We start from the raw sequence: 16,068 nt of genomic DNA on the forward strand, positions 1-16,068 counted from the left end.
AGCTTTCGGCGATAATCCCCCCGCGGCGATCGCGGGGCGTGCCGCAGACACGGGGGTGTTCCATGCTGAAGCTCTTCACTCTTCTTGTCGCGGCGGGGATCGCATCGCCCGCGCTCGCGAACGACACTATGGCCGAGGTCAAGACCGGCGGGCTGATCTTTGCCCAATCCGACGATGTCAGCATGGCGGAAGAGGATCTCTTCATCTCCGCTTCGGAAGTGCGTGTCGACTACGTCTTCGAGAACAGCTCCGACAAGGATGTCGAAAGCCTGGTCGCATTTCCGATGCCTGACATATCGGGCCAGGTCGACAATAATTCCGCCATCTCCGATTATGACAGCGATAATTTCCTGCATTTTTCCACCGTGCAGGACGGCAGCCCGATCACCGCCAAGCTGCAGCAGCGCGTCGTCTCGCTCGGCATCGACGTCACCGACGAGTTCGCCAAGCAGGGCATTCCCGTCCTGCCCTATAGCCAGAAGACGACCAAGGCGCTTGCCAAGCTCCCCGAAACCGTCCGCAAAGACTGGATCGCCCGCGGCCTCGTCTATCCCATGGGCGCCGGCGATGCCGCCGGGGTCGATCTCGTGCCGCTCTGGACGCTGCGCTCGACCTATTGGTGGCGCACCACCTTCCCGGCAAAGAAGAAAGTCAGCGTCGCGCACCGTTACAAGCCGGCCGTCGGCGGCACCGTCGCCATCAGCTTTCTCGAAGGTGGCGAGCCGAAGGGTGAGCGCTTCGAGGAATATTCCCGCAAATACTGCCTCGACGGAGATTTCGTCAGGGTTGCCCAGCAGCGTGCGCGGGAAGCCGAGGCCGGAGGCGCCAACTATACCGAAAGCTGGATCTCCTATGTGCTGTCGACCGGCGCCAACTGGGCGGGGCCGATCAAGCGCTTTCAGCTGACGATCGACAAGGGCAAGCCCGGCAGCCTCATAAGCTTCTGCGGCAGCAATGTTCAGAAGATCGGCCCGACCACCTTCCGGATGACGGCCCAGGATTTCGATCCCGCAAAGGATTTCGACATCCTGATCCTCAACCCTCCAGAAACGGCACAATAATCCGTAGGCTCGGCCGCTGTTGCGGTGCACAAATTTAAACAAATTTAAAGCCTGGCCATATAGGTTCAGCGTGATTGTAGCGGTTCATCCAAGCCGCTCGGCGCCATGAAGGCGCAAGCGTTTCCACGCCGATCATGTTCTCAAGTTCAAACATTCCGGCGGTTGCGTCTCGTGCGACCTGCCTTTCGCCGCGTCGACTGTCGTCAGGAGAAATCACCGATGTCCGCCAAAAACATATCCTTGAACGGTAAACTTGCGGCCACGTTCGCAGCCCTCATTCTCATTTTCGTCGCCATTTCCACTTTCGTTTATTCCAAGGCGACGGCGTCCGCGTCCGCTTCTGCTGAGCAGGAAAAGTCCGAGCTGCTCGTCAACCAGATCGACGATGCGCTGCAGGCAATGCTCGAGCAGGCCGTCAACCTGCGTGGCTTCATCCTCTTCCGCAGCGACAGCACCTATGGCGATGTCTTCACCAACCGCGAGCGCATGCTGAAGGCGATTGCCGCTGCCAAGCAGACGGCCGCCGGCGAGCCGCAGCTGGTCGAGATGATCGACGGCATGCAGAAGGCCGCCGACCTCTATTTCCACGAACTTGCCGAGCCGCAGACCAAGGCTCGCAAGGAAACCGACATGCCGATCGAAGAGGTCGTCAAGATCGGCGTCAACGCCACCAAGGGCCAGCTCGACGGGTTCCGCCAGGCCTCAGCCAAGATCAAGGCCACCGCGCGTGAAAAGTCGAACGCGCTCGCCGAGATCCGCGCCGATGCCAACAGCGATCTGAAGACGACGCTGCTTGCCGGCGGCGTCCTCGCCTCGCTTGCCGCTGCCGTTCTCGCCTGGCTGATGTCGCGCACCATCGTCCGCCCGGTCGTCGGCATGACTGCGGCCATGGATCGCCTCGCCGGCGGTCAGAACGACATCGAGGTTCCCGCGACCGACCGCGGCGACGAAATCGGCCGCATGGCTCAATCCGTCCTGGTCTTCAAGCAGGCGGCGATCGAGAAGCTGCGCCTTGCCGGCGAGACCGACCGCATGCGCGACGACGCCGAACGCCAGCGCCGGGCAGGCGACGAGCAGAAGGCGCGCGAGGAAGGCGAGATCCGCTATGCCATCGACGCTCTGGCGGGCGGCCTTGCCGAGCTTGCCAATGGCGATATGGCCGGCCGTCTCCAGACGCCGTTCGCGTCGCAATATGACAGCCTGCGCAATGACTTCAACCATGCTGTCGAAAAGCTGCAGGCAGCACTGCAATCGGTCGGCCGCAACGCTTCGGCGATCAATGCCGGCGCCGGCGAAATCCGCTCGGCCGCCGACGATCTTGCCCACCGCACCGAGCAGCAGGCTGCCGCCGTCGAACAGACGGCCGCAGCGCTCGAGGAAGTGACGACGACCGTCCGCGACAGCGCCAAGCGCGCCGAGGATGTCGGCAATCTCGTCGAGCGCGCCCGCCTCGGTGCTGAAAAGTCAGGCGAAGTCGTCCGTAAGGCCGTCTCCGCCATGCAACAGATCGAGAAGTCCTCCGGCGAAATCTCCAACATCATCGGCGTCATCGACGACATCGCCTTCCAGACCAACCTTTTGGCCTTGAACGCAGGCGTCGAAGCCGCTCGTGCCGGCGATGCCGGCAAGGGCTTTGCGGTCGTCGCCCAGGAAGTGCGTGAGCTCGCCCAGCGCTCGGCTAAGGCGGCCAAGGAGATCAAGGCGCTGATCACCACCTCAGGCGAACAAGTCGTTGCCGGCGTCGGCCTCGTCGGCGAGACCGGCAAGGCGCTGGAGGTCATCGTCTCTGAGGTGCAGGAGATCAACCACCATGTCAGTGCCATCGTCACCGCCACGCGCGAACAGTCGATCGGCCTGCAGGAGATCAACACCGCCGTCAACAACATGGACCAGGGCACGCAGCAGAACGCGGCCATGGTCGAGGAGCAGACTGCGGCCAGCCATGCGCTCGCCCAGGAGGCAAACGCCCTCGAAGAACTGCTGCGCCAGTTCAAGCTCGGCCAGGTGGCTCCAACGCCGCGCGCAAGCGTTGCCGGCACGACCTCCCGCCCGGTCGCCTCCCCGGCCCACGCTTTGACGCGCACCGTCGCCAAGGCTTTCGGCGGAAGACAGGCAGCCGCTGCGGCCGTGAAGGAAGACTGGACGGAGTTCTGAGAAGGCCCTTCGAAGGGACGTTAAATGAAGCGGGCGGTGCAGTGATGCACCGCCTTTTTTATTGAGAGGACCTGCCGGGCAGCCCCCTCATCCGCCTGCCGGCACCTTCTCCCCGGGGGGAGAAGAGATTTGCGGCGACGTCTCGATTCCCTCTTCTCCCCCGCGGGGAGAAGGTGCCCGTAGGGCGGATGAGGGGGCCACACGGCACGCCCTCACCAAAGCATTATCCAGCAACCCCAACCGCAACCCCACGCCCCAGCGCCTTGAACACCGTCGAAGCGATGCCGGCGCGATCCAGCCCCGCGTGGGCGTTCATGGCTTCGGGCTTGGCCTGTTCCATCCAGATATCGGGCATCACGAGCGAGCGCAGCTTCAACCCGTTGTCGAGCAGGCCTTCGGTGGCGAGGAAGTGCATCACGTGGCTGCCGAAGCCGCCGATCGAGCCTTCCTCGACGGTGATCACGATCTCATGGTGGCGGGCAAGCTGGCGGATCAGGTCGTGGTCGAGCGGCTTGGCGAAGCGCGCATCGGCGACCGTCGTCGACAGCCCGGCGGCATCGAGATCCTCGGCGGCGAGCAGACAATCGGCAAGACGTGTGCCGAAGGAGAGCAGCGCCACCTTGGTGCCTTCCTTGACGATGCGGCCCTTGCCGATCTGCAGGATTTCGCCGCGCACCGGCATGTCGACGCCGACGCCTTCGCCGCGGGGATAGCGGAACGAGATCGGCCCGGCATCATAGGCGACAGCCGTGCGCACCATATGCTTGAGTTCGGCCTCGTCGGCCGCCGCCATCACCACGAAGCCGGGCAGGGTGGTGAGGAAAGCGGTGTCGAAGGAGCCGGCATGGGTCGGCCCGTCGGCGCCGACGAAGCCGGCACGGTCGATCGGGAAACGCACCGGCAGTCCCTGGATCGCCACGTCGTGCACGACCTGGTCGTAGGCGCGCTGCAGGAAGGTGGAATAGAGGGCGGCGAACGGCTTGTAGCCTTCCGCTGCCAGGCCGGCGGCGAAGGTCACGGCATGCTGTTCGGCAATGCCGACGTCGAAACAGCGTGACGGATAGGCCTCGGCGAGCTTGTCGAGGCCGGTGCCGTTTGGCATGGCGGCGGTGATGCCGACGATCTTGTCGTCGAGGGCGGCTTCCTGCACCAGCGCTTCGGCAAAGACGCTGGTATAGCTCGGCGCATTCGGCTTCACCCTTGCCTGGGCGCCGGTGATGACGTCGAACTTGTTGACGCCGTGATATTTATCGGCCGCGGCTTCCGCCGGCGGATAGCCCTTGCCCTTCTGGGTGACGACATGGATCAGCACCGGCCCGCGCCCATTGTCGCGCACATTGCGCAACACGGGCAGCAGGTGGTCGAAGGAATGCCCGTCGATCGGCCCGATATGATAGAAGCCCATCTCCTCGAACATCGTGCCGCCGGTGACGTAGCCGCGCGCATGCTCGACGGCGCGGGTGATCGCCCGGTCGATATTCTTGCCGAGATAGGCCGTCAGCTTCTTGCCGAAGTCACGGAAGCCCATATAGGTGCGTCCCGAGGCAAGGCGCGCGAGATAGGCGCTCATCGCGCCCGTCGGAGGTGCGATCGACATGTCGTTGTCGTTGAGGATGACGATCAGGCGCGCATCGAGTGCGCCGGCATTGTTCAGCGCCTCATAGGCCATGCCGGCCGACATCGCCCCGTCGCCGATGACGGCGATGACGCGGCGGTCTGATTTGTCGAGGTCGGCGGCAATCGCCATGCCGAGGCCGGCCGAGATCGAGGTCGAGGAATGCGCCGCGCCGAAGGGATCATATTCGCTTTCCGCCCGGCGGGTGAAGCCGGACAGCCCGTCTTCCTGGCGCAGCGTCCGGATGCGGTCACGCCGGCCGGTGAGAATCTTGTGCGGATAACATTGATGGCCGACATCGAAGATCAGCCGATCATCAGGCGTGTCGAAGACGCTGTGGATGGCGATCGTCAATTCGACGACGCCGAGACCGGCGCCCAGATGGCCGCCGGTGCGCGACACCGCATCGATCATTTCGTCCCGGACTTCGCGGGCAAGCTGCGGTAGGTCGCGATCCTCGAGCTTGCGCAGGTCGGCGGGATAGATGACCTGGTCGAGCAGGGGGGTCTTCGGCAGTTGTGTCACGGGCGGGCGCTCTTTCTTGCTTTTCCTTGTTCCGCTTTATTCGATTAGATTGCGGCAAAACAAGTGCATTTCAGGAACCGAAGGTTTTCACCTTAGAGCATGATGCCGAAAAGTGTGAGCGGTTTTCGGGCAACATCATGCTCCCACTGTTAAAGCATGGTGCCGAAAAGTGTGAGCGGTTTTCGGCGGAGATCCAGCTCTATTTCTCGATCCGATCCGGAGGATTCGGATCATCGGGATCCATTTAGCCTTCCGGCAAAGGCACGAATTCCTCTTCATCACCCGGAACGATATCGAAGCGGCCGGTGCGCCATTCCTCCTTGGCCTGTTCGATCCGCTCCTTCGAGGAGGAGACGAAATTCCACCAGATATAACGTTTCGAATTGAGCGCCGCCCCTCCGAAGAGCATCAGGTGGCAGCCATCGCGGCCGGCCTCCAGCGTGATCGCATCGCCCGGCCGGAAGACCAGCAGCTGGTCGGCGGCGAAGCGGTCGCCTGATATGACGACCTCGCCCGACAGCACATAGACGGCGCGCTCTTCATGCGCAGCGCCGAAGGGAAATTTGGCGCCGGCCTGCAGGTCGAGATCGACATAGAGCGTGTCGGAGAAAACGCCGACCGGCGATGTCATGCCTTCAAACGAACCGATGACCACACGCCCGCGCACGCCGCTCGTCTCGATCAGCGGCATGGCGGATTTTTCCGTATGGGCGAAGGCGGGATCGATCTCCTCCTTGTCATCGGGCAGCGCCAGCCAGGTCTGCAGCCCCGACATCAGCAGCGGATGGCCACGCAGATTGTCGGGCGTGCGCTCGGAATGCACGATGCCGCGGCCGGCCGTCATCAGGTTGATATCGCCGGGACGGATGACCTTTTCGGTGCCGAGGCTGTCGCGATGGCGGATCTCGCCGTCGAACAGATAGGTGACCGTCGACAGCCCGATATGCGGATGCGGCTTGACGTCGAGCGCCTCGTCCGGCTTCAGGATCGCCGGGCCCATCCGGTCGAAGAAGATGAACGGCCCGACGAGCCGCCGCTGCCGGCTCGGCAGCGCGCGGCGTACCTGGAAACCGCCGATATCGCTGGTGCGCGGGATGATCAGGTTCTCGATCGCATCGCAGGCGAAGGCATCGCCGGGCAGGGGGTCTTTACCGGGAAAGAAGGACATTGGAATCTCCGATCGCTACAGTGCCGAGCGTCATCGCCCACAGATAGCGCCTGGAGCGCCGCGCGTCCAATCGGACGCGCCAAGACGCTCCGGCATCTGAAAGCGCGCCGCGCGTCCAATCGGACGCGCGCCGGTTCAGATCGCGGTAAAGCCGTTGTCGACGAAGAGATGGGCGCCATTGACGAAGCTCGATTCGTCGCTGGCCAGATAAAGCGCGGCCCGCGCGACGTCTTCGGGTTCGCCGATCCGCCCCTGCTGGGCGGCAATGGCGGCATCCGAAACGTCGACGCCGAGCGCCTGCAGGTCGGCCACCTCCCGCAGGCCATGCGGCGTGCGGATGAAGCCGGGGCAGACGGCGTTGCAGCGAATGTTGCGGTCGCGGAATTCGACCGCGATGGCGCGGGCAAACATATGCACGGCTCCCTTGGTCGTGTCGTAAAGCACTTCCATCGGCGTGGCGGCGACCGCCGAGATCGACGAGGTGCAGACGATCGACCCGCCGCCGCTCGCAATCATCTTCGGCAGGACGGCCTTGGTCATCAGGAACATCGAACGCACATTGACGGCATGCAGCCAGTCCCATTCCTCGACGGTCGTTTCGAGAAAAGGTTTGATGACGATCGTGCCGGCGTGATTGAAGAGCACGGTCACTGCGCCGTAGCGTTCCTCGACACCGGCGACGGCGGCATTGACGGCGGCTTCGTCCGAGACATCGGCCGTCCAGCAATCGGCCTCGCCGTCGGCATCACGGATTTGCTTCACGGTCTCGGCGGCTGCATCGCCATTGCGGTCGATGATCGCAACGCGCGCGGCTTCCGCCGCAAAAAGCTTCGAGGCGGCACCGCCCATGCCGGTCGCGCCGCCCGAGATAATGGCGACCTTGCCCTTCAACCTGTCCGTCATTCCGCTGTCCCCTCACTGTTTTGCAAAGGGATCATAGATCGGTCCGAAGCCGATAGCCAAGCATCTTCAAAAGGGAGTTTGCTGCCTCAGGCGCCGTCGAGCGGTTCGACGCCCTGCGGCTTGCCGGCGCGGTGGAGCCTGATCTTCTCGATGCGGTTTTCGGCGGCCGAAAGCAGCGTCTCGCAATGTTTCTTCAGTGCTTCGCCGCGCTCATAGATCTCGATCGATTCATCCAGCGCCACATCGCCGCGTTCCAGCCGGGCGACGATACTTTCGAGTTCGGCGACCGCCTTTTCGAAGGAGAGGCCGGACACCTCCGGCTTGGCGCTGTCAGTCATTCTCAACCCTTCATCATTCTCAGAATATGCATGCCCGCCGATTCGGCGAGTCCCTCGAGATCATAACCGCCTTCGAGCAGGCTGACGACCCGGTTCTTCGCGTGCCGGTCCGCCAGTTCGAGCACGCGCCCGGTCGCCCAGTCGAAATCCTCGCCGGTCAGATTGATCTGCGCCAAGGGATCGCGGTGATGTGCGTCGAAGCCGGCGGAGATGATGATGAGATCCGGCCGGAAATCGTCAAGGGCGGGCAGCACGCGCGATTTGAACGCCTCGCGAAAATGGTCGCTGCCGACATTCGGCGACAGCGGCGCATTGACGATGGTATTGTGCTTGCCCTTCTCGTCCTTGGCGCCGGTGCCGGGATAGAGCGGCATCTGATGCGTCGAGCAGAACAGCACCGAGGGATCGTCCCAGAAGATATCCTGCGTGCCGTTGCCGTGGTGCACGTCCCAGTCGACGATGGCGATGCGCTCGGCACCATGCGTTTTCTGCGCATGCCGGGCGGCGATCGCCGCATTGTTGAAGAAGCAGAAGCCCATCGCCGTCATCTTCTCGGCATGGTGCCCCGGCGGGCGGGCGGCGACGAAGACATTGTCGGCCCGGCCGGTAAAGACGTCGTCGACCGCCGCCATCGCCCCGCCAATGCCGGTCAGCGCCGCCTGCAGGCTCTTGCTGCTGGCATAGGTATCGGCTTCGATCTGGTTGATCTCACCCTCTTCCTCGGGGATTTCCCGCATGACGGCGATGAGATGTTCTTCTGGATGGGCCAGCAGCACCGCATCCTCATTCGCCTGCGGCGCCTGGCGGCGCTCCAGCCGCTCGAAATTCGGATGTTCCAGCGCGACATTGATGGCGCGGATCCTGTCCGATCGCTCCGGATGGCCGGCGGGCGTCACATGTTCCAGGAAGATCGGGTGTTCATAAACACGGGTGCTCATGAAGACACTCTATCGGTCGCTTATGTCATGTGCCACAGCAGATGGGGCATCGCCTGCCGATTTCAACAAGCGCTCTTGCCGCGCCTGCCGACAGTTCGCTGATCAACACTGTCTCATTTGTGCCTTTTCCATCGAGCCGGTCCATTGCAGCGGCGTCGCATCTTTTCAGGCGCGTGGAGGACACTGTAACACTTTGAACTATTGCGTAATTTTATCCTTAAGCAGGTTCCGGTATAAGCAATTATGAAGTAGTGTTGCGATGGGAACTCTGTAAGGCAGATCTGTTGATGAGTCAGTCGAAACGTCCTGATGTGGCGGAAATACGCGTGCCGTTTCGCGATGTCGATATGACCGGCCGGATGTTTCTGGCATCCTATATTTCCTATGCCGAGTCCGTGCTTGCGAGCTTCTGGTCCTCACGGCCCGATGTCGATGACGAACCCGTCTATAGCCCCAGCAAGGTTTCCTGCTTTCTCCATCGTCCGCTGCACTACGACGAGCCGGCAACCTTCACCGCCACCATCGACAAGATTGGCATGCATTCCATCGGCTTCCTCGTTTCGATCGACACCGGGGAGGAGCGTGCCGCCGAGGTCGAGATCATCTGGCAGGCCCGCACCCGCGAGGACCAGTCGCCGGCCTCGCTGCCGGAGGAAACGCGCGACTGGCTTTATCGGTTTTTGGATTAGGGCCAAAGCAGAGCTGCTCGATCAACCAGAATTGCCATTACGTGCTCTTGCCCCGGAGCAGTGGCTCGCTGAGTATATTGATCTCGACGCTTGGATAAACACGCTCTTCCAGCAATTTAAGGGATCCGACCTTCAATCCCGTGGGCAATAGGCCTGCGTCGAAGTTGACTGCCGGTAGCCTGTCTTCTGCAGAAAATCTGAACAGTGTTATGTGCGCTATTCGGGGCGGGGTTGGACGCCACTGTTCGAAGCAGATGGCATGTGAGATGGCCGAACGAAGCCTGCGCAATTCCGGCGGCTCCTCTGCCTTTACGAAGATAGCGGCTTCCGAAGCAGCCACCTCATGAAAATGGAGCTCAAATGGCGGGGTTTCTTCGACTAGTCTATCCGCGACCTCCTTCCATCTTCCTCCATTCAGCCTCCAGACCTGGTCGTTTGGAATACTGAGTTGGGTCGCTGCGCTGACCAAAGTGACGACGGTCATGTGCAGGCTTGTAGACGGGACGCGTAAAAGCGGCGCTGTGCTGTCTCGTTCGATACTGCCCTGCAAGCCGCAGAGCTTTGACAGTGCCTCGCGATCGGGAAAAAACTGCAGGTGAAACGCACAGCACCGCTTAAACCACAGTGTGTCGACCTTTGTACGGATCACAGCAGCAGGCCCTCCACCTAGCACGGGCACGCCGCCCCGAGAGCGTGCAATTCCCATGTCTTGCTATCACATCGCGAAATCGGTCGCCAATGATGGCAGGAGCTTGCCAGGCGTTCGCATGGTGATGAAGGTCTTGGAACGCTCTAGTTGTCCCGCCGTCCTCATCACGGGCCTCTATTCTTCAACGGCAAGGGTTACGTCAGTACGCGCTTTATAAGCGCAATCGCACCGCTAGGTGACGGTTCTCCCATCTATGCGGGTGCCAAGCCGGGGGGCGGGAAGGTACTCGCAGTGCTGCGCTCAGAGCCTGGTCCAGGAGTTCGTGCCGTTCATGTCGTTCCGAATGAAGACATCGTGGTAGCGGTGATCGCGCCGAAGCGCACCGGTCTTATAGGATGGAAGGGCTGGATCAGATTTACGGTTGTGACCGAACGCTTTCCGGACGGAAACGAGGTCTCTCGGACGTTTCCAGCCTTCCTCGAGAAAGTCGACAGCAAGTAAGCCGATTCTGGAGTTGCTCCCGGTCTGATCTCCGGAGCGACTGGATGAGCCAGAATCCGCGCAAAGCTAAATAAGGGATCGTGCAGCGGTCTTAATTCTCCGTCACTGACAGCAAATCAACGCGATCCTGCTTATGTCACGCGGTCCAATCATCTGACCGCCATGCTTGCGACCAGGTCACTGAATCTCTCTCCCTGAATGCCGACATGGGTCCGCAGCAAACGGCGGGCTTCATCTCCGTCTCCGGCAAAGATCGCATCGACGATGGCGCAATGTTCTGAGAAGGATGTCGACAGGCGGTTGCGCACGCGCAGCTGGAGGCGGCGATAAGGCCGCAGGCGGCGGTGCAATTGCACACATTGCTCCTCAAGGAAATCGCTTCGGCCGGCTGCATAGATGGCCTTATGGAATTCCTCATTGTCGTAATAATAAGCATCGCTGTCACCGGCAGAGGCTGATTGCTCGCAGCGGCCGTGGGTGGCCGTAATCGCTTCCCGGGAGACCTTGTCCAGCCGTCGTGCGGCGAGCGACCCGGCCAGGCCCTCCAATTCGGCCATCACCTCGAACATCTCATAGACGCGGTGCGGCCCCGGATCGATGACGATTGCGCCTCTGCGCGGTCGAATTTCGATGAGGCCGATCGCATCAAGCTGCATCAGCGCCTCGCGCACCGGCGTGCGGGAGACCCCGAAACGCGTCGCAAGCACCATTTCGTCGAGCCGCTCACCGGGGGAGAACTCGTTGGAAAGAATTGAGTTTTCAATCTCATCACGAAGCCATCGGCCGACATTCTCGGACATTCGTTTCAATTCCCTCATACATAAAAGCACTTCTTGTATACACGATCATTGACCTTGTGTACGAAGAGTGGCATTCTACATACTACCGGTGAAACCCGACGATGGGAAGCAGCCGTCAAAAACGGTCCGCACCCAGCCGGCCCAACAGAAAATACCAGCAGAAGAGAGGAGAATGGCATGTCTGAGGCTTCCTTCTTCACCGACATGCTGCAGAGCATCACGGATCGCGGACGCCAGCTTCTGTTTTCCGGCTCGCGCGCCACGCAGGTCGCAGCCAAGGCCGATCTCCAGACACTCTGTGAAATGCTGCTATCGAGCCGGGGCGAAGCCTCGGGCATGGCGCTTGCGGCCGAGATACTCGATCGCTGGGGCGCGCTCGAGAGCGAGGGCGCGCAGGCATTCCTCGATATGCTGCATGAAGAGTTCGGGCCCGACACGGCCAAGCTCGACCAGGCGATTGAAAATTACCGCACCGACAAAAGCTCTGCCGCGATCATCGCGCTCCACCAGGCAGCTGAGCCGCGGCGACAGGAGCTTCTGCGCCGATTGAATCACGCGCCGAACGGCACCGCCAAGCTTGTCCGGATGCGTGAGCAACTGCTTGCTTCCAAAGACCAATCCGCAGGATATCACGCGCTTGATGCCGACTTCACGCATCTGTTCGGCTCCTGGTTCAATCGCGGCTTTCTCACGCTGCGACCCATCGACTGGTCGACGCCGGCCTACATCCTTGAAAAGATCATCAAATACGAGGCCGTGCACGAGATCGCAGGCTGGGAGGAATTGCGCAGTCGCTTGGCGCCGGCCGACCGCCGATGCTTTGCCTTCTTCCACCCCCGATTGGCCGACGAGCCGCTGGTGTTCGTCGAGGTGGCGCTGACACGATCCGTGCCCAGCGCGATCGGAGATGTGCTGGTCGAGGGGAGGGAACAGATCAATGCCGACGAGGCGACGACGGCTGTCTTCTATTCGATCTCCAACTGCCAGGATGGCTTGCGGGGAATCTCGTTCGGCAACTTCCTGATCAAGCAGGTCGTGGAAGACCTGCGTAGAGACCTGCCCGGCCTCAAGAATTTCGTCACGCTGTCGCCCGTTCCAGGCTTTGCCCGTTGGCTTGCCAAGGCGCGTGCCCCAGCCGCCGACCGGTTGCTGCCGGAAGCGGCCCGCGAAACGCTGACGCTGCTCAACGATCCGAGCTGGCCTGACAACGAGAATACGGCGAGCGAAGTGGAGCGCGTGTTGCTGCCGCTTGCGGCGCGCTATTTCCTGACCGAACGGACGCCGGAGGGCCGGCCCATCGATCCTGTCGCCCGCTTCCATCTCGGCAACGGCGCTCGACTGGAAAGATTGAATTTTCTTGGCGACCGCTCGACCAAGGCGATGCAGCAGGCACACGGCCTGATGGTCAACTACCTCTACAAGCTCGACGATATCGTGGCCAACCATGAGGCCCTGGCGCAGCGCGGCGAAGTGATTGCCTCGCCTGCAGTCAAAAGCTTGCTCAACCAGAACGACGAAGGCCGCAGCGGCGGCAATGCCCAGCAAGGCTCCCGGCCATTCGCAAACATCATGAACTCAACGCTTGGAGGAGGGCGAAAGTGAGCAACCATCTTTTCGACGCCATGCGGGCTGCCGCACCCGGTGACGCACCGTTCATCCGGATCGATAGTACGCGCACATGGACCTATGATGACGCCTTCGCTCTTTCTGGCCGCATTGCCGGCGCGATGGACACGCTCGGCATTCGCCCCGGCGACCGGGTGGCGGTGCAGGTCGAGAAAAGTGCCGAGGCACTGATCCTCTATCTCGCCTGTCTTCGAACCGGCGCGGTCTACCTGCCGCTCAACACCGCCTATACGCTGGCTGAACTCGATTATTTTATCGGCGATGCGGAGCCGCGTTTGGTGGTGGTTGCGTCAGCTGCGAGAGGGGGCGTGGAGACAATCGCCAAGCCCCACGGCGCAATCGTCGAAACGCTCGACGCTGACGGCAGCGGCTCGTTGCTGGATCTCGCACGCGATGAGCCGGCCGACTTTGTCGATGCCTCGCGTTCCGCCGATGATCTGGCTGCGATCCTCTACACGTCGGGAACGACGGGACGCTCCAAGGGGGCGATGCTCACGCATGGGAACCTGCTCTCGAACGCCCTGACCTTGCGAGACTATTGGCGCGTCACCGCCGACGATCTGCTGATCCATGCCTTGCCGATCTTCCACACACATGGGCTGTTTGTCGCCACGAATGTGACACTGCTTGCCGGCGCCTCGATGTTCCTGCTGACGAAATTCGACGCCGACGAGGTCGTTTCGCTGATGCCGCAGGCAACGATGCTGATGGGCGTGCCGACCTTCTACGTGCGCCTGCTGCAAAGCCCGCGCCTCGACGAGCAAGCGGTCGCCAATATCCGCCTCTTCATTTCCGGATCGGCTCCCCTGCTTGCCGAAACCCACACCGAGTTCCAGGCCCGTACCGGTCACGCCATTCTCGAGCGCTACGGCATGACAGAAACCAATATGAACACGTCGAACCCCTATGAGGGGAAACGGATTGCCGGAACGGTCGGTTTCCCGCTGCCTGATGTGACGGTGCGCGTCACCGATCCCGCCACCGGGCTGGTGCTGTCGCCTGAAGAAACGGGCATGATCGAGATCAAGGGACCGAACGTCTTCAAGGGTTATTGGCGCATGCCGGAAAAGACGGCGGCCGAATTCACCGCCGACGGTTTCTTCATCAGCGGCGATCTCGGCAAGATCGACCGGGAAGGCTATGTCCACATCGTCGGTCGCGGCAAGGATCTGGTGATTTCGGGTGGATACAACATCTATCCGAAAGAGGTCGAAGGCGAGATCGACCAGATCGAGGGTGTGGTTGAGAGCGCTGTGATCGGCGTGCCGCATCCCGATTTCGGAGAAGGCGTAACGGCCGTCGTCGTGTGCAAGCCCGGCGCCGTCCTCGATGAAAAGACCATCGTCAGCGCCCTCCAGGACCGTCTCGCCCGCTACAAACAACCCAAGCGCATCATCTTCGCGGACGATCTGCCGCGCAACACCATGGGTAAGGTTCAGAAGAATATCCTGCGGCAGCAATACGCCGATCTTTACACCAGGAGGTAAGGCGACCGCGCCCTCTGGGAGGAGGTGCGTCGACATCCCGCATCAATCTTGAACACAACAACTACGGCGCTGGAGGCGTCGGAGGGAGGGGAATCATGGGTATTGAACTATTGGCCATAGGCCTGCTGGTCGCGATGTTCATCATTGCGACGATCCAGCCGATCAACATGGGCGCGCTCGCCTTTGCCGGCGCCTTCGTGCTCGGCTCGATGATCATCGGGATGAAAACCAGCGATATTTTCGCCGGCTTTCCGAGTGATCTGTTCCTGACGCTCGTCGCCGTCACCTACCTCTTCGCCATAGCGCAGATCAACGGCACGATCGACTGGCTCGTCGAATGTGCCGTCCGCCTGGTGCGCGGGCGGATCGGCTTGATTCCCTGGGTGATGTTCCTGGTCGCCGCCATCATTACCGGTTTCGGTGCGCTTGGACCTGCCGCGGTCGCCATTCTCGCACCCGTCGCGTTGAGCTTTGCCGTGCAATACCGCATTCACCCGGTCATGATGGGCCTGATGGTGATCCACGGCGCGCAGGCGGGCGGCTTTTCGCCGATCAGCATCTATGGCGGTATCACCAACCAGATCGTTGCGAAGGCCGGCCTGCCTTTCGCGCCGACCTCGTTGTTTCTCTCCAGCTTCTTCTTCAACCTGGCGATCGCAATGCTGGTCTTCTTCGTTTTCGGCGGCGCAAGGGTGATGAAGCAAGATCCCGCATCATTTGGCCCGTTGCCCGAACTGCATCCCGAGGGCGTATCGGAGTCGATCAGAGGTCACGGTGGCACGCCGGCAAAACCGATCAGGGAGCATGCCTATGGTACGGCGGCTGATACCGCGACGTCGTTGCGCCTGAACAATGAGAGAATTACCACCTTGATCGGCCTGACGGCGCTCGGCATCGGCGCCCTGGTCTTCAAGTTCAACGTCGGCCTCGTCGCCATGACCGTGGCTGTCGCACTGGCGCTCTTGTCACCGAAGACTCAGAAGGCAGCAATCGACAAGGTCAGCTGGTCGACCGTGCTGCTGATATCAGGCATCATCACCTATGTCGGCGTCATGGAGAAGGCCGGGACTGTCGACTACGTGGCGAACGGTATATCCAGTCTCGGTATGCCGCTGCTGGTGGCGCTGCTGCTTTGCTTTACCGGTGCCATCGTCTCGGCCTTTGCATCCTCGACCGCGCTGCTCGGCGCGATCATCCCGCTTGCCGTTCCATTCCTCCTGCAAGGACATGTCAGCGCCATCGGCGTGGTCGCGGCGATCGCGATCTCGACGACGATCGTCGATACCAGCCCATTCTCCACAAATGGCGCGCTTGTCGTCGCCAACGCGCCGGATGACAGGCGTGAGCAGGTGCTTCGACAGCTGCTGATCTATAGCGCCCTGATCGCGATCATCGGCCCGATCGTCGCCTGGTTTGTGTTCGTCGTGTCCGGGTTGGTGTGACGGCGGGCTGCGAGGAAGCATCGCTTTCCGCTGCAGGGTTCCGGATCGCTGCGGCCAACGCATCCGGATCGAAGAGTACGCTTGTCCGAAACGGCTCTTGATGCTAGGAAAATTGCATGGACAACACCCTGATCAGCACCTTTGTGATGATGATGCCGCGCTCATAAGCGTG

The 16,068-nt window shown here is 61.6% G+C and carries 13 protein-coding genes and 1 pseudogene; 6 read left to right on the forward strand and 8 right to left on the reverse strand.

Annotated elements, in window-relative coordinates:
* Nucleotides 1-62: 62 nt before the first annotated feature.
* Together AC25BC_RS03030 and AC25BC_RS03035 are read left to right on the forward strand one after the other, a co-directional pair.
* Nucleotides 63-1,061, forward strand: coding sequence for a DUF4424 domain-containing protein (locus AC25BC_RS03030; RefSeq protein ID WP_012756283.1), 999 nt, complete (start codon nucleotides 63-65; stop codon nucleotides 1,059-1,061).
* A gap of 219 nt (nucleotides 1,062-1,280) precedes the next feature.
* Nucleotides 1,281-3,215 carry a methyl-accepting chemotaxis protein gene (locus AC25BC_RS03035; protein ID WP_128440056.1) on the forward strand — a complete coding sequence of 645 codons (1,935 nt, stop codon included), beginning with the start codon at nucleotides 1,281-1,283 and terminating at the stop codon, nucleotides 3,213-3,215.
* Nucleotides 3,216-3,288: 73 nt separating this feature from the next.
* On the opposite strand, the pseudogene AC25BC_RS03040 reads toward AC25BC_RS03035, so the two are convergent.
* The 6 genes and pseudogenes from AC25BC_RS03040 to AC25BC_RS03065 all read right to left on the reverse strand — a co-directional run.
* Nucleotides 3,289-3,418: pseudogene (locus AC25BC_RS03040) on the reverse strand (endonuclease domain-containing protein); the annotation flags it as partial.
* 20 nt (nucleotides 3,419-3,438) lie between these two features.
* Nucleotides 3,439-5,355, reverse strand: coding sequence for a 1-deoxy-D-xylulose-5-phosphate synthase (gene dxs / locus AC25BC_RS03045; RefSeq protein WP_128440057.1), 1,917 nt, complete (start codon nucleotides 5,353-5,355; stop codon nucleotides 3,439-3,441).
* Between the two features lie 244 nt (nucleotides 5,356-5,599).
* On the reverse strand, nucleotides 5,600-6,523 hold the full coding sequence (locus AC25BC_RS03050) for a pirin family protein (RefSeq protein WP_012756286.1): 924 nt from the start codon (nucleotides 6,521-6,523) through the stop codon (nucleotides 5,600-5,602).
* 135 nt (nucleotides 6,524-6,658) lie between these two features.
* Entirely contained in the window at nucleotides 6,659-7,426 is a 768-nt protein-coding gene (locus AC25BC_RS03055) for an SDR family NAD(P)-dependent oxidoreductase (RefSeq protein ID WP_128440058.1), read from the reverse strand.
* An 86-nt stretch (nucleotides 7,427-7,512) separates the two neighbouring features.
* Nucleotides 7,513-7,764 carry an exodeoxyribonuclease VII small subunit gene (locus tag AC25BC_RS03060; protein WP_128440059.1) on the reverse strand — a complete coding sequence of 84 codons (252 nt, stop codon included), beginning with the start codon at nucleotides 7,762-7,764 and terminating at the stop codon, nucleotides 7,513-7,515.
* 2 nt (nucleotides 7,765-7,766) lie between these two features.
* Nucleotides 7,767-8,702 (reverse strand): histone deacetylase family protein, encoded by a 936-nt coding sequence (locus tag AC25BC_RS03065; protein ID WP_128440060.1) that lies wholly within the window; start codon nucleotides 8,700-8,702, stop codon nucleotides 7,767-7,769.
* Between the two features lie 287 nt (nucleotides 8,703-8,989).
* Here AC25BC_RS03065 and AC25BC_RS03070 point away from each other — a divergent pair, with 287 nt between their 5' ends.
* The gene (locus AC25BC_RS03070) at nucleotides 8,990-9,391 is read left to right on the forward strand and encodes an acyl-CoA thioesterase (RefSeq protein ID WP_012756289.1); all 402 of its coding nucleotides are present in this window, start codon (nucleotides 8,990-8,992) and stop codon (nucleotides 9,389-9,391) included.
* 37 nt (nucleotides 9,392-9,428) lie between these two features.
* Here the strand turns inward: AC25BC_RS03070 and AC25BC_RS03075 are convergent, their stop codons facing one another.
* Both AC25BC_RS03075 and AC25BC_RS03080 read right to left on the reverse strand, forming a co-directional pair.
* Complete coding sequence (locus AC25BC_RS03075) at nucleotides 9,429-10,040, reverse strand: 2'-5' RNA ligase family protein (protein ID WP_113545775.1); 612 nt, start codon at nucleotides 10,038-10,040, stop codon at nucleotides 9,429-9,431.
* Between the two features lie 650 nt (nucleotides 10,041-10,690).
* Nucleotides 10,691-11,341 (reverse strand): GntR family transcriptional regulator, encoded by a 651-nt coding sequence (locus AC25BC_RS03080; RefSeq protein ID WP_012756291.1) that lies wholly within the window; start codon nucleotides 11,339-11,341, stop codon nucleotides 10,691-10,693.
* Nucleotides 11,342-11,518: 177 nt separating this feature from the next.
* Here AC25BC_RS03080 and AC25BC_RS03085 point away from each other — a divergent pair, with 177 nt between their 5' ends.
* From AC25BC_RS03085 to AC25BC_RS03095, 3 genes are all read left to right on the forward strand, one after another.
* Nucleotides 11,519-12,943 (forward strand): malonyl-CoA decarboxylase, encoded by a 1,425-nt coding sequence (locus AC25BC_RS03085; protein WP_128440061.1) that lies wholly within the window; start codon nucleotides 11,519-11,521, stop codon nucleotides 12,941-12,943.
* Complete coding sequence (locus tag AC25BC_RS03090; RefSeq protein ID WP_017993146.1) at nucleotides 12,940-14,454, forward strand: malonate--CoA ligase; 1,515 nt, start codon at nucleotides 12,940-12,942, stop codon at nucleotides 14,452-14,454. The genes AC25BC_RS03085 and AC25BC_RS03090 overlap by 4 nt, the downstream gene beginning before the upstream one ends.
* A gap of 95 nt (nucleotides 14,455-14,549) precedes the next feature.
* Entirely contained in the window at nucleotides 14,550-15,896 is a 1,347-nt protein-coding gene (locus tag AC25BC_RS03095; protein WP_128440062.1) for an SLC13 family permease, read from the forward strand.
* Nucleotides 15,897-16,068: the final 172 nt, after the last annotated feature.

This window comes from Rhizobium sp. WSM409 (assembly GCF_057653825.1).

What these genes read in the sequence shown, in the direction of transcription:
- AC25BC_RS03030 (WP_012756283.1), top strand. Translation starts at nt 63, where the DNA reads ATGCTGAAGCTCTTCACTCTTCTTGTCGCGGCGGGGATCGCATCGCCC.
- AC25BC_RS03035 (WP_128440056.1), top strand. Translation starts at nt 1,281, where the DNA reads ATGTCCGCCAAAAACATATCCTTGAACGGTAAACTTGCGGCCACGTTC.
- AC25BC_RS03050 (WP_012756286.1), bottom strand. Translation starts at nt 6,523, where the DNA reads ATGTCCTTCTTTCCCGGTAAAGACCCCCTGCCCGGCGATGCCTTCGCC.
- AC25BC_RS03055 (WP_128440058.1), bottom strand. Translation starts at nt 7,426, where the DNA reads ATGACGGACAGGTTGAAGGGCAAGGTCGCCATTATCTCGGGCGGCGCG.
- AC25BC_RS03060 (WP_128440059.1), bottom strand. Translation starts at nt 7,764, where the DNA reads ATGACTGACAGCGCCAAGCCGGAGGTGTCCGGCCTCTCCTTCGAAAAG.
- AC25BC_RS03065 (WP_128440060.1), bottom strand. Translation starts at nt 8,702, where the DNA reads ATGAGCACCCGTGTTTATGAACACCCGATCTTCCTGGAACATGTGACG.
- AC25BC_RS03070 (WP_012756289.1), top strand. Translation starts at nt 8,990, where the DNA reads ATGAGTCAGTCGAAACGTCCTGATGTGGCGGAAATACGCGTGCCGTTT.
- AC25BC_RS03080 (WP_012756291.1), bottom strand. Translation starts at nt 11,341, where the DNA reads ATGTCCGAGAATGTCGGCCGATGGCTTCGTGATGAGATTGAAAACTCA.
- AC25BC_RS03085 (WP_128440061.1), top strand. Translation starts at nt 11,519, where the DNA reads ATGTCTGAGGCTTCCTTCTTCACCGACATGCTGCAGAGCATCACGGAT.
- AC25BC_RS03095 (WP_128440062.1), top strand. Translation starts at nt 14,550, where the DNA reads ATGGGTATTGAACTATTGGCCATAGGCCTGCTGGTCGCGATGTTCATC.